The 14,177-nt window shown below is 43.5% G+C and carries 10 protein-coding genes; 4 read left to right on the top strand and 6 right to left on the bottom strand.

Going from position 1 to position 14,177, the window contains the following annotated elements; translation table 11 throughout:
- Positions 1-82 precede the first annotated feature (82 nt).
- From cysN to SWOO_RS08590, 4 genes are all read left to right on the top strand, one after another.
- Complete coding sequence (gene cysN, locus SWOO_RS08575; protein ID WP_012324318.1) at positions 83-1,492, top strand: sulfate adenylyltransferase subunit CysN; 1,410 nt, start codon at positions 83-85, stop codon at positions 1,490-1,492.
- 87 nt (positions 1,493-1,579) lie between these two features.
- A complete protein-coding gene (locus SWOO_RS08580) occupies positions 1,580-3,307 on the top strand; it encodes an SLC13 family permease (protein WP_012324319.1) in 1,728 nt (575 codons plus the stop codon).
- 80 nt (positions 3,308-3,387) lie between these two features.
- The gene (gene cysC / locus SWOO_RS08585) at positions 3,388-4,044 is read left to right on the top strand and encodes an adenylyl-sulfate kinase (protein ID WP_041417560.1); all 657 of its coding nucleotides are present in this window, start codon (positions 3,388-3,390) and stop codon (positions 4,042-4,044) included.
- A 29-nt stretch (positions 4,045-4,073) separates the two neighbouring features.
- Positions 4,074-5,042 carry a hypothetical protein gene (locus tag SWOO_RS08590; protein WP_012324321.1) on the top strand — a complete coding sequence of 323 codons (969 nt, stop codon included), beginning with the start codon at positions 4,074-4,076 and terminating at the stop codon, positions 5,040-5,042.
- Between the two features lie 499 nt (positions 5,043-5,541).
- Here the strand turns inward: SWOO_RS08590 and SWOO_RS08595 are convergent, their stop codons facing one another.
- From SWOO_RS08595 to SWOO_RS08620, 6 genes are all read right to left on the bottom strand, one after another.
- Positions 5,542-6,840, bottom strand: coding sequence for a CDP-glycerol glycerophosphotransferase family protein (locus tag SWOO_RS08595; protein WP_012324322.1), 1,299 nt, complete (start codon positions 6,838-6,840; stop codon positions 5,542-5,544).
- Between the two features lie 86 nt (positions 6,841-6,926).
- Positions 6,927-7,328 (bottom strand): glycerol-3-phosphate cytidylyltransferase, encoded by a 402-nt coding sequence (gene tagD / locus SWOO_RS08600; protein WP_012324323.1) that lies wholly within the window; start codon positions 7,326-7,328, stop codon positions 6,927-6,929.
- A 32-nt stretch (positions 7,329-7,360) separates the two neighbouring features.
- Complete coding sequence (locus SWOO_RS08605; protein WP_012324324.1) at positions 7,361-8,806, bottom strand: sugar phosphate nucleotidyltransferase; 1,446 nt, start codon at positions 8,804-8,806, stop codon at positions 7,361-7,363.
- A 56-nt stretch (positions 8,807-8,862) separates the two neighbouring features.
- Positions 8,863-10,941, bottom strand: coding sequence for a WecB/TagA/CpsF family glycosyltransferase (locus SWOO_RS08610; RefSeq protein WP_012324325.1), 2,079 nt, complete (start codon positions 10,939-10,941; stop codon positions 8,863-8,865).
- A gap of 764 nt (positions 10,942-11,705) precedes the next feature.
- On the bottom strand, positions 11,706-12,749 hold the full coding sequence (locus SWOO_RS08615) for a glycosyltransferase family 2 protein (protein WP_012324326.1): 1,044 nt from the start codon (positions 12,747-12,749) through the stop codon (positions 11,706-11,708).
- Positions 12,739-14,103, bottom strand: coding sequence for an oligosaccharide flippase family protein (locus SWOO_RS08620; RefSeq protein WP_012324327.1), 1,365 nt, complete (start codon positions 14,101-14,103; stop codon positions 12,739-12,741). The genes SWOO_RS08615 and SWOO_RS08620 overlap by 11 nt, the downstream gene beginning before the upstream one ends.
- Between the last annotated feature and the right edge of the window lie 74 nt (positions 14,104-14,177).

The following is a 14,177-nucleotide window of genomic DNA, read 5'->3' on the forward strand; positions in this document are numbered from 1 at the left end:
GAAGTGTCTTTTGTTAAAAAGTATATTGATTCAACCGTGAGTAAGTTTTCCGACGTTCAACGCTCACAGATAAGGAACAGAGATGACTACCAGTTCAAATTTAATTTCTTCAGATATTGAAGAGTATCTGAAAGTTCATGAAAACAAAGATATGTTGCGAGTGCTGACTTGCGGCAGCGTGGATGATGGTAAGTCAACGTTAATTGGTCGCCTGTTATTCGACAGTAAGATGATCTTTGAAGATCAGATGGCAGCGATTGAGAAAGACTCTAAGCGTTTTAATACCACCGATGATTCCTTTGATCTAGCACTGCTGGTGGATGGACTGCAATCTGAGCGAGAGCAGGGCATTACCATCGATGTGGCCTATCGCTATTTCACTACTGAGCAGCGTAAATTTATCATCGCAGATACCCCTGGTCATGAGCAGTACACTCGAAATATGGCGACAGGTGCGTCGACTTGCGACCTTGCTATTATTTTGATTGATGCTCGACACGGTGTTCAGGTTCAGACAAGGCGTCACAGTTTTATCTGTTCTCAGCTTGGGATCAAGCACGTCATCATCGCCATTAATAAGATGGATGCTATTGATTACGATCAAGCGACCTATCAAAAAATTAAGAAAGAGTATCGCGAGTTTGCAGAGGATCTCTCCTTTAGCGATGTACGTTTCGTGCCTATTTCTGCACTAAAGGGCGATAACGTTGTAAATGAAAGCCCTAATATGACCTGGTATCCAGGCTCGACACTGCTAAAGCTGCTTAATACGGTGTCAGTTGAGCAGGATAGAAGCGAGTCATTTCGTTTTCAGGTGCAGTACGTTAATAGACCTAATCTGGATTTTCGCGGTTTTTGCGGCACCATAGGTTCAGGTGAAATTCGTGTTGGAGATACTGTCGCCACTCTTCCCTCAAATAAAGAGAGCCGAGTTAAGTCGATTGTGACATTTGACGGTGAGCTTGAAAAAGCGGTTGCTGGTCAAGCTGTGACACTGACCCTTGAGGATGAGATAGATATTAGCCGCGGTGATATGTTGGTTCGTCCCCATGACAAGCCTTTTTCAGTTAGCCACTTTGAGGCCGATGTTGTTTGGATGACAGAGGAGCCACTGTGTGTCGATCGTGAGTATGCAATAAAAGTCGGCAGTAAGTCTGTTTATGGTTATGCCGATGCGATTAACCATAAAGTTGATGTGAATACGCTAGAGAAGCAGTCTGCTCAGCAATTAGCCTTGAACGAGATCGGTAACTGTCACTTTGCAGTGACCGAGCCTGTACAGTTCGATGCTTACGATACTAACCGCTCCACAGGTTCTTTTATCATCATAGACAGGTTAACGAATGTGACAGTTGGTGCTGGCATGATCCGCAATCCGATAGAGGTTAAATCAACCAAAGCCCATGAGTACTCTGAGTTTGAGATAGAGATGAACGCGCTAGTGCGTAAGCACTTCCCACATTGGGGCGCCAAGGATATCTCTAAAGGATAAGTTATACGTAGGAGGGGCTTTAGCCCCGATGTTTTTATATGTATTAATCGCGGCTAAAGCCGCTCCTACAATGAGAGTCAGGATGTTATGTCACTAGATGCTTATTTGACGATAGGGGTGTTCTGCATGACGATTTTGGGGCTTATTAGCTTCCAGAGTCGTCCATCTCTGGTATTTGGTGTAGCTCTACTTGTCTTAGTGGGGCTAAATCTTGTATCGCGTGAGCAGCTTCTGTCGAGTATGTCTAATCCTGGATTAGTGACCTTAGTGCTATTAATCCTATGCTCGTTTGCCCTTGAGAAAACCCGTTTACTGCGGGTGATAGCCTCTAAGGTGATAGTGGGCAGTTACAACTCAACTTGGGCGCGCCTATTTGGCGTGACGGCACTTAGTTCTGCCCTATTAAATAATACGGCTGTGGTAGCCACTTTGCTCTCTCCAATTCGTAATAATCCACACCATTTTGCCAGTAAATTACTCTTGCCTCTCTCCTATGCCGCAATTTTGGGGGGAACGCTGACACTGATTGGTACGTCAACCAACCTGATTATTAATAGTCTCTACATCGATGCAGAGGGAAAGTCATTGAGCTTTTTCTCCTTTACCGCTGTCGGTGCCATGTTGGTGTTGGCGTGTGGATTGGTGTTAAGAGTCGTTTCTCGCTGGTTACCTGAGATTGAACATAAAGAGTCTTGCTCAAAAGGTTACTTTATCGATGCTGAAGTGGTTGAGGGGTCTGAGTTAATTGGCCGCTCGGTTGAAAATAATGGATTAAGGCATCTTGAGTCTCTGTTTCTTGTTGAAGTTGTGCGCAATAAACGTCTGATTAGTCCAGTTACACCGACCGAGGTGCTGCAACTTGGTGACAGGCTTATTTTCAGTGGCGATATCACGAAAATGATGCAGCTTAGTCAGTTTTCTGGGTTGGAGATGTTTGCCGAGAAAAATGGTCTGCTGGATTCTAACCTGACCGAAGTTGTGGTTAAGCAAGAAAGTGTGCTTATCTCAAAAACCTTAAAAGATGCAGGTTTTAGAGCGCTTTTTGATGCAGCTGTGGTTGCTATCAGGCGTGATGGCGAGGAGATATCGGGTAAGTTAGGTGAAGTGGTGATAAAGGCTGGCGACTTTTTAATTTTAGCCGTGGGGGATGACTTTAAATCACGACGAAATCTCAGTAAAAACTTCATTGTGATCAGTGGTGTTGAGCCCGAAACACGCAATAATGGCCTGAAAGCTTGGCTCTCTATTGGTGGCTTTGTTCTCACTATTGGATTAGCGGCAACCGGAGTGATTGAGATGCTCCAAGGGTTAATGTTACTCCTAGGAGTATTGATTTTTAGTCAGTGTCTTAGCGTTAATGAAGTCGTTAGGCGTTTCCCTGTGGATATCTGGCTTATTGTTTCCACCGCCATTTTGCTTTCTCACGCCTTAGTGAATACTGGTGTGGTTGAGCTGTTATCTCAGTGGGTCAATCAAGTGGCCGATAAAGAGCATTTGTTTATGGCTCTAGTTTTGGTGTACCTTGCCACTTGGCTTATCACTGAGCTTGTGACCAATAATGCGGCAGCTGCTTTGATGTTTCCAGTTGCTTACAGTATTGCCTTAGGGTTTGGCGTGGATATATTGCCGTTTATCATGACGGTTGCGTTTGCGGCGAGTGGCAGTTTTATCAGTCCTTATGGGTATCAGACAAACTTGATGGTGTATAACGCAGGCCAGTATAAGCTGATGGATTTTGTCAAAATCGGTTTACCTGTCAGTCTGGTTTATGCGGCTATTGTGTTAACTGCTGTGCCGATCTTTTTTCCGTTTTAGCTCGGGCTGTTAACAGTAGCTTCGAGCTCAAGATACAGCTAAGAAAGCCTTGAAGCTTAAAACAACTAATGGATATTTTTATGTCATCATTATCTAAAACTAGCGCGTCACCTTATCAGGAAATAGAGGTTGAAGATAAATCCTCCGATGTTGTCTGGCACAATGCAAGTGTGAGCCATGAGCAAAGAGTTGCGGCGCAGGGGCACAAGCCTGCTGTACTTTGGTTTACGGGGCTGAGTGGCTCGGGTAAGTCTACAGTGGCTAATGCTGTGGATAAATTACTCTATGATTTAGGGTGTAAGACCTATCTGCTTGATGGTGATAATGTTCGTCATGGGCTTAATGGCGATTTAGGTTTCTCAGATAAAGATCGAGTTGAGAATATTCGCCGTATCGGTGAGGTATCAAAACTGTTTGTTGATGCTGGGTTACTTGTATCGACCGCTTTTATCTCTCCCTTTATTGCGGATCGTGACTTGGTTAGAAAGCAGCTAGCTGATAAGCAGTTTATTGAGGTGTTTATCGACACGCCGCTTGAGGTGTGTGAAGAGCGAGATCCCAAAGGGCTTTATAAAAAAGCACGGGCAGGGGAGATTAAAAACTTTACTGGCATCGATTCAGCTTATGAGCTGCCTAAGTTGCCTGAGATCCATGTGAAGACGGCTGAAAAGTCCATCAAAGCATGTGCAGAGCAAGTGGTTAATTATCTTATCGTGAACGGGTATATTAACTCGTAGCTTAAGAGCAAAACTTATCTAAGGGTGTTATGAATTACGATATTTTTAATGGCGATGCCGATGGGATAATCGCGCTATTACAGCTGCGTTTAGCTCAGCCTCATACTGCAACCTTAGTCACTGGCGTTAAGCGGGATATTGAACTACTTGAGCCATTAACAAAAAAGTACTCTCTTACGGCGCAAGATAACCTGACTGTGTTGGATATCTCTATGGAGAAGAATAGAGTAGGGCTCCTATTTGCGCTTGAGTCTGGTGCTAAGGTTTTTTATAGCGATCATCACCGTAGTGGTAAGATCCCACAAACTGTAAATTTAGATGCTCATATAGACTTAGATGCTAACACCTGTACCAGTTTGATTATTGATGATTATCTGCAAGGGGAGTTTCACCTTTGGGCAATCGTTGCAGCCTATGGTGATAATCTCATTGCCAAAGCTGATGGTCTAAGTACTAAAGCGGGCCTTTCTCTATCTCAAGCAAAGCAGCTTAATGAGCTTGGAACCTTGATTAACTATAATGGTTATGGTGCTCATATTGATGATCTACACTTTCACCCCGCAGAGCTTTATAAGGCGCTGTTAAAGTATCCCGATCCTTTCGATGTTATTGCGGATTTAAGTTCTCCTTTTCACCGATTAAAGAAGGCCTATCGCCACGATATGGACAGGGCACTTGCGGTAAAGCCTTTCTATCAAAGCGAAACCTTATCCCTGTTTGAGTTGGAAGATGCGCCTTGGTCTAGACGAGTGAGTGGTGTATTTAGCAATCAGCTTGCTAATCAAGACACAGGTAGCGCTCATGGCGTCTTTACTGAGAACAGTGATGGAAGCTTTACTGTGTCACTTCGAGCTCCGTTATCTAATAAGCAAGGCGCCGGTGATATATGCAGTCAGTTTGCAACAGGAGGCGGCCGCGCCGCCGCTGCGGGTATTAATCAACTACCACGCGTTGATATCCCGCGTTTTACTCAAACAGTTGAAAGCTATTATGGTTAAGCTACAGTGGGTGAAGCTAAAAATAAGGGCGATGACTTCGTCATCTTCTAGGGCAGTCGCGAGCTCCTTACTAGGATCCTAGGGCGGGCTGCGCCCTGCTATAAAATCAAAATCCGTTTACAGATACTGGAATGTTTGTGCTTCTCTTCCGTCATCCTGAACTAGTTTCAGGATCCAGCTCTGCGCTTGACATCATTTTTAACACAGTATTTTCTTTTGATTGTATAGATTCTAGTAGGCCGTTCTCGAAGCCAACTTGTTGGCGCCCTATGACATTGTGGGCACGAAGTATCGTCTTTATCTACATATCCTGTAGGTTGGGCTTTAGCCCATCATCTTCAATAACCGAATTCATGAGGGCATACAAAAACTGACGGCATCAATGCCGACCTACAATAGAACAATGCTTGAACTGTAAGCAAAGCGTTCCGTGAGGCCGTAGGCCATTCCGTCATCCGTAGCCGCTTGCGGCGTTCGCTTTTATTATTAGCACAGCGCCCTAGAATCTAGCTGGGCGTAGCCCACTTTTCTCTGTCCCCTTTATTTTGTTCTGTTTCTCATTGGAGAACAGGCAGCGCTCGATGTTTTCGAATGCATCACACTTTTGTTGTTGCCAGAAGATATTTCGCAGTAATTGGTATTCATTAATGGTTGAGGGGGAGATATGAAAGGTTTCATCTCGGTCTAACCGCTCCATTAATGCTTGGAACTGATAAACCCGATATCTGTTATTAATGGCTTCATTGCTAGTTACTTGCCCAACTAAGGGTAAGTACTCTGCGTAATCATATATCTCCCTGAGTTTTTCAGGTTTCCCACCTTGCTCGAATGAGTAAAATAGAATGGGGACTTGATGGAGTAACAGATCGATGAACAGGGAGGATTGGTCGGTGATAAGCAGATCAACGCCTTGAAGAATATTGTAAACATCTTCCCAGTGTGAAATATCGATAATGTTTGAGTATTGATTTAGATCTTTTCCCAAATGAGCTTCATTAGGATGAAACCGGACTAAAAATAGCTGCTTGTTACGCTTTAGCTGTTTTGATAGTGCAGCCCAGTTAAACCCTTTATCATATGGGTTCTCTATGGCTCCATTTTGCCCATCGCTTTTATTGTTAATGCCACTGTCTCGCCATGTTGGTACATATAAAATGACCTTTTTATATTGGGTATTAAGTAGTTCTGGTATCGACTTTGTTTGTTCTGGGTAACGTTTGAAGTAATCGGTTCTAGGGTTACCACTGCGAATGAGTTGATGGGGCGCGAGCCTGAAAGCCGAGGAAAATAGACTATCTATCACTGGGCTGGGACTGAGCATCATATCGGGTTTAATATGTTGCTGGTGGAAATGTAATCTATTTTTCCAATCACCTATAAGGGTATCGGATTGGTAAGTATGAGCCAATGGGCCTGAAGTGATGTCGAACTCAATTTTTTTAAGCGGTGAGCCATGCCATAGGTTTACCTTGACCGCACCTTTAGCAAAATACTGATTAATATCGCCTACGTAACTATTGTAAAAGTAGAACTTAGCGGTTAAACAGTGAAATATGCCTAAAATGCTGCGTCTGTTATATGCTTCAAATCCCTCTTTTCGTAAGCGTTTAATTACCGCATTATCGCCACTAATCCAAATGGAGCGTATTAATCCAGTGTGCTGCCAATGAAGATAAAGATACTTGGCGTTATCTGAAAACTGGTTTTTATAGCTACCTAATACGGCCTTATTGACCCTAGGACACAAACCTGCTGTGTGATAGATGATCTTTCTTATTATTGCGGTGAAAAAAGTCATGATAGATACTCACTCTATGTTTTGTCCTTCGCTGTCCTAGCTAAGGTTATTGTCATTTATTCACGCTTTTTCAAGGGATGCTTATACTACGAACGCCCCTGGTTAGCCCCTAAGCTGCTCTTTATCTCTGTGGTTGAAATATTGCCCGTTCTATCTAGATAAACGACTTTGCATTGATTGGACAGGTCGTCAAACTTACCCTGCCAATCACTTCCCATGCCAAAGATGTCAATATCAAGTTTTTCTATATCTTCTCTTTTTTGTTCCCAGTTTGTTTCTGGTAGCACTAAATCCACATAACGGCACGCTGCGATGATCTCCGCTCTTTGCTGGTAATTGAAAAAAGCGACCTTGCCTTTTTTGGCATTAAACTCATCCGTAGAGACGCAAACGATGAGCCTGTCCCCCATGGCCTTGAGTCGCTGGAAAAGACGTACATGGCCGAAATGAAAGAGATCGAAAGTGCCATAGGTAATTATCGTTTTCATCTTCATTCTCCTGTCATAGTTAAAGGGGGCCATTAATAGATCGCCTTGTTGACACTCTCTTGTGAGTGCAAAGCTTTAGGCATGAACAGTGATTGTTTCAGTAGAGATAGGTATTTGGTGTTACTGGAATTATTGTCAAATTCTAGCATTAAAAGTGATCGCTCCTCCTCTGGAGCATCCTCATCAAGAAGTAACTGGACGGGGCCGAATACACCAAGTCGATGTTTATTTTGTCCACTTGCATAGCGTATTTGAGCCGGTGCGCCAAAGAGATCTAATTGACCTGTAAGCACCAAACAAAGCTGAGGAAGGAGTGAGATAATGCGAGTCGGAGTATTGAATGAGTAAACAACGAGACTTTGGCCTAAGTTGTCATTAATCATCTCTTGAATAATGGGCTTTGCTTTTAGTTTGAGAAGGAGCACTCTGATAAGGGAATAAGTTGCTAGAAGAGGCCAAAATGGTAGGCTAATAAGCAAAATAGCAAGGATAAACAGACGAGTCATAAAGTGTGTTTGCGAAGGTATGATATTGGCTTCAAGCTGGCTGGGGCCTATTAAGGCTTGATCGTCTACTAGGATGTGGCCGTCAGTATTTAAATTAATCAGCAAGTTTTTACATAGTATGCTGTTATTAACCTCTAGCCCTTCGCCAACATAAGTGTGCGGCAGAATTAAACAACTCTCTAGCACCGAGCCTTTGTCGATCAGCGTATCGTTACCTATGATGACAGTGTTCTTCATCTCAACGCTGGGGTCTACCTTGCTGTTTTCACCAATGATCCCCCAAGCATGCTGTTTATCTAGCCCTTGAGTATCGGCTTTCGCTCCTACATAAAAGTCTTGTTCTGGATTGGCGGATGTGAAACTGCGCTCCATTGGGGTCAAGGCTGGAATATCATTTCTGGCTAAACTTAAATTCACCTGCAAATATGCCTGGAAACTATCGAGCATATTGCAAAGGCCATGCAGTACCAGAGTGACGACACTGTTGTTTTCACCATGATTGATAAGAGGCCAGTCAATGCCATCAAGATAGGGCTGTGCGGCTGGTAGCATTGACATACCAGCGTTTTCATTGGCCATTTTGGCTTGTACAAATTCGTTAGGAAATTGTCTAGAGAAGTTGATAAAGCTAGCGATACAGGGGGAGCGGAAAATATCACCTCTGATGATCAGTATTGATTCATTAGAAGGTAGAGATAACCGGTTGAGTACTGATTTCGTTTTCTCTTGTGGTTTACTTAAAAAGTATTCAATTCTAATCCCCCATCGCTCTCCATCACCAAGTTGTTGCTCAACCTCTTGAGCTTGTGATGAGATGATTAACTTAACCTCAGAGATCCCTGAGGTGGCGATATCCTCTAAGGTATATTCAATGACAGGTTTGTTGCCTACAGGCAGTAATGCAGGGCAATAGTGCTGATCAAGGGGGGCGAGTTCATCACCTATTCTATTTGCGAAGATAATTGCTTGCATCTCTCTTCTCCTATTATCTACTAACTCTATCTACTGGCACTTTTTTGGAACATATTCTAATAAGCGCCCTTAGCGAGCAGTACAGCGGGAATGGTCTTAACTAAAATCCAAATATCGGTGAGTAATGATTGTTGATAGATATAATCCACATCCAATTTAACTTGTTGTTCGAAAGGGATGTCTGAGCGGCCACTGACCTGCCAAATACAGGTTATTCCCGGTTTGACAGCCAGTCTTTTTCTATCTTGCATTGAATATTGCTCTACTTCGGTCAACAGTGCTGGGCGTGGTCCAACTAAAGACATATCGCCTAAAATAACGTTCCATAGCTGTGGAAGTTCATCAATTGAAGCTTTACGGATGAGTTTGCCGACATTGGTGATTCTGGGGTCTCGTTTCATCTTAAATAGCACGCCGCCCTTCATCTCATTGTCTGCTTTGAGCTTTGCTAGCCTTTGCTCTGCATCTAGATACATAGATCTAAACTTCCACATGGTAAAAGAGGCATTATCTTTCCCAGCCCTTTGCTGGCTAAAGAGTACTGGGCCAGGTGATTCCAAGCGGATCACTAAGGCAACAAGAAGCAGAAAAGGGATCAAACTTAATAAGATGATTGAGCCTGCTATCAGGTCAAAACCTCGCTTAACGAGTGCAGTGATTTTTCCCTGTAGTCTTTGACGTGTACAGCGATGAGTGGCACTGAGGTTATTTGCTTTCATATTAGTTAGCCTAGATGTCTCCACCATTAGGCACTGTGGAGCGGATAACTCAGAGAGGTTAGCTTGATGTTTTTGTTGGGTAGCTAAATGTTTCTGAGATTGTATCTCTTTAAAAACGCGATAGAGAAAAAGTGGATTACCTATGATGTATCGTTTCCACATTCTTTTAGGCTCTTCACTTAGACGGCATATCCACTCCATTCCCATCTGTCTTACCCATAATGGCGCGCGTTTAACCTTTTCTGCATAGAAGTCGAACAGACCGCCAACTCCGATCCCAACGCCAACATCGAGTTGATGCTTATGTTTTGCTAACCATAACTCCTGTTTTGGTGCGCCCATGGCGACGAGCAGTATGGAGGCTTTGGAGTGATTGATTTTATCTATCACTTGTTGCTCGACTAAAGGATCGCTGATGAAGCCATGATGAGTACCTGCAATTTTTAGTTTTGGGTACTTAAGTTGCATATTCTGAGCGGCAGTTGCAGCAACGCCTTTGTCGGCGCCCAGTAGAAAAATGGATAGACCTGCATCGGCTGCTTGCTCACATAGCCTTGGAAACATATCTGTGCCATTTAGGTTATCTTTAGGTGCGACTCCCTTACAGATGCTGGCAATTCGTATACCTGAGCCGTCAGCAAAAACCCTGTCACAGGAGGTCTGTAGGCAGTCTCGGTATTGGGAGTTTTGTGTGCTTATGTTCATGCAATCAGCGTTAACAAATGCGTACTGGCTGAAATGCTGATTGACCTTTGCTGTAGATGAACCAGCATGAGATAGCTGTTTTTTATGATGTTCTTGAGCATTTTCGATAATCAGCGCTAACATCTCGGTCATGCTTAAATTAGAAAGCTTGATATCGAACAGATTAATATCACTGATATTTTGGTTAGCTTGTTTACTGGATAATAACCAGATAAGAGACGTACGGGCTAGAGCTAGGAGATAAGAGAACGCACCTTTATGAGCTTGAATAATGGCAAGCTCTTGGTTTTCAAAGCTGAGCCCCATCTGTTGATGCATTAATTTGAATGATATTAGTCCAGGCTTAATTGAGGTGGCTTGTGTTGTAGCATAAGAGTTAGCGGTATCGCTCTTGTTACTCTGTGAAGGGGAAAATATGTAACTCTTTTCTGTTCCTAATAGAGAGATATCGCCTTTGAGTAGGTTGATTAACTGTGGCCACTGACAGCAGATCCCTTCACCAGTAAACTGGTAAAGACTGAGTTGCTTGTTATCCACTCCATAGATATAAACACGCTCAATAGCTGCACCATATCTGAATTTTCTGTACAGGTATTTGAGTAGCAGTACTGGACTTGCAGCCAAGATTAAGAGCAGAGCTGAGATAAAGTCGATCCCTCGAATGAAATTAGGCATTGTTGCTGCTTGCTTAACTTGTGTCTGAGTGGTCATTTTGCCTGCCTTAAGCGTGCTGCTATTGGTGTTGTGTTCATATTCTTAGTTATTGCATAGGTTAGGCCAACTATTCTTATCTTTAATTTTCAAGTGATTACCATGCTTTTAGTCTGTTTTAGATTACTTGTAACCGGAGATGTTGCAGTTTGCAATGCAGATAAAGAAGGAATATGAATGAGTCTTGGGAAGCGTTTCGAGCTGCTTGTATGGATAAAAGTTAAAGCAATGGTGAACTAAGTGCTGATTGATAATGGAACGTTCGTGCCTTACTTACGGAAAAAGAATGAGCGCCGATTTCGTCAGTTTCGAGGTCAGTCGCAACCTCCTTGCTAGGGTAAAGGCTGAGAAGGGGGGCTCTAGCTTTTGTTTTGACCTGTAGGTTGGGGCTTAGCCCATCAAAAGCTTATATTGTGTTTACAAACCTGACGGCATAAATGCCGACCTACTTTCAAAATAAGGTTCTAGGTTCTAGGACCTAGGACGCTTCGCTTCGAGGACGGCCTCCGGCCTGCTAGGAAATCAAAAGCGAGAACGAACGCTGCGGTTGCAGATGACGGAACGTTCGTACCTCACTCACGGATAAAGCAAAAAAGATTCAGCTTTTGATTTTGCTCTTACCGTAAGTGCAGCGTTCCGTGCGACCACAGGCCATTCCGTTATCCGTAGCCGCTGGCGGCGTTCGTCTTTATAGCAGCGAAGCGACCTACAGCCTAGTAGGCACTTGTGCCGTCCTAGCAGGGCGAGCCTGTCCTTTTTAGCCTTTAAGACAACATTGATGATTTAACACCATCTTTGCTGATGCGATTTCTCTGCACAAAACCTAACAGAGATTGGCCTACATTCTCACAAACTTTATACGCGGATGAAGGCAGTAGCCAGAGTAGATAGGCGGCTGTAAAAGTGACGAGTGTTCTGGCTGTTTCATTGATCATTATTGAGGGAGACTCAGTAAGTGCACGGTTCATTAGGCTGATGGCAGCTTTACCACTGCCATTTCTAATAGATTGTCGCGCTAGGTACCTGAGTTGATAGGCCCTTGCATTATGTTCATGCTTTGCAAGGAGTTTTGGGGCATAAAGTTTAGCCTTATCTATCATCGACTCCCAAGATGCTAACTGCTTAATGATATTAGAAGAGAGCCCCTGCTGATTTAGACGATAATAGGTTAATGGCTCTGGGATCCCCTCCATCTTCCAGTGAGTGGTAGCGACAATTCTTAACCAACACTCAATATCTTCTGATTGGCGAAACCTTTCATCGAAATAGCAGGTGTAATGTTCAGGATGGTTTAGCGCTTGAAAGCGAATATCATTCAGGGTTTCACGGCGAATAACGGGAGCAGAGCCATTACCAACAGGGTTACGACACAGTAGATCGGCGGCTGTGATCCCTTTAAGTTGCGGCATCTGATAAAACTCCGTTCTCTTGCCCTTATGATCCATAAAACTTGAACGTGAAAAGCTGATCCCTACTCTTGGGGAGTCGTTTAGGTGATCAACATGCATCTTTAGTTTGTCTTTATGCCACATATCATCTGAGTCGATAAAGGCGACATACCGTCCGATAGCATGGCGGATCCCGCTATTACGAGCTGCGGCTAAGCCCTTATTTTGTTCATGATTGACGATACGGATCCGGTGATCGAGCACGGTTTTACATATCGCGAGGCTTTGGTCTGTGGAGCAATCGTTAACCAGAATAAGCTCGAAATTAGTAAATGATTGGCTTAGCACTGAATCTATGGCGCTTTTAACAAAGTGCTGCACGTTATAGATAGGCATTACTACAGATACTCTAGGCGTCATGGTGAACCTCCTGATTAAAACGTTTTGAATGGCTTTTCTGTTCCTCTTCAGTGCAGATAGCCTGCTTATTAAGAATGAACAGTTGAATGTAAAAACTAAGGGCTGGCATGCAGATAAGGTGAATAATTAAGATCCCAAGGGCTACTGCGACTAGCCCCCATTGACTGCAGACTGCGATTGTAATGGCTAGCAGTAGCGTAAAGCCGAGGTTAAAGCTGAGATTTAATCGACTTTTGTTCAGGCTAATGAGTAGCTGACTTGCTGCTTCGCCTATGGGCCTTACTAGACCACTTAGGCAGAGAAGGATAAATACAGGTAGAGCACCGGCTTCTATCCACTTACTGCCATAGATTAATGGCAAGTAAATTGGAGAGAGAAGGGTTTGTAGTGTAATGACTGGAATGGCAATTTTTAAGATCAATATTAATGAGTGACTGTAACGTGCTTTAAGCTCTTGGGAGGCGATGATTTTTTGTTGATCTTTTTTTGCGCCACAAAGGTGAGAATATAGCGCCGTTCCGTAGCTTTGAATAATGCCAAGGCTTATCCCTAAACTCGTGTTAAAAGCAAAAAAGTAGATCCCCAAAGCCTCTAAACCAAGAAAGTAGCCGATTAAGAGGTAGTCGATGTTTTGTCTCAACGAGATACTCAGATCGCTCAAACCAACCATAGACCCAAAATTAAACATTTTAGGAATAGGCAAACCACTCACACTGTGGTCATTAGATTTGGGAAGTGGGTTATGGTACCTGTGTATGGCTATCCAGATCAGTATAACCAGCACCTTTGGCAATATAATGGCCCAAATTCCCAATCCCAAGAGTGCAAATGTGGCGGTTAGGAGTCCATCACCTACGGTTTGCCATAAAATTGCGCGGCCAACAACGCGCATTTTATTTGCTCTAAGATTAATTGCTGCATGCAGCATACCGATAGGAAGAAGGAGGTAGCTTGTTGCCATGAGTATCATAGGCGCGATAATGATCGTGTCTTGGTGATAAAATGCGAGAGGCCAACTGAGTAAGCTCATGGCAACAAATGCGGTGATTGATGCAAACCAATTTATTTTGTTTGCATTTGGGAGTGATGCAGCCAGCTCATCATCGTTCATCTTGATGAGTGATGCAGAGGTGATCCTTCTAGTGGGAGTACAGATGAGTTCAAAACAGGTCAGTATTATGGCGACTTGCCCGAACACTTCAGGGGTAAATATCCGGGCTAAAATAATACTGGAAGCTAGGCGTACAACACGTCCCATGACTTGAGCCGATCCCAACCAGAAGAGGCTTTTTGAGAAGCGACTCTTAGCTTGCATTGTTGTGAGATCTGTTTGTTGCTTTAGTACTTGGCTCATACATAAACCTTGCTGATACCGGGTCTAGGTTAAGTAATACAGGTTTCATGCCAAGGATTGATGTTTTGTTAATG

This window comes from Shewanella woodyi ATCC 51908 (assembly GCF_000019525.1).
GTDB lineage: Bacteria > Pseudomonadota > Gammaproteobacteria > Enterobacterales > Shewanellaceae > Shewanella > Shewanella woodyi.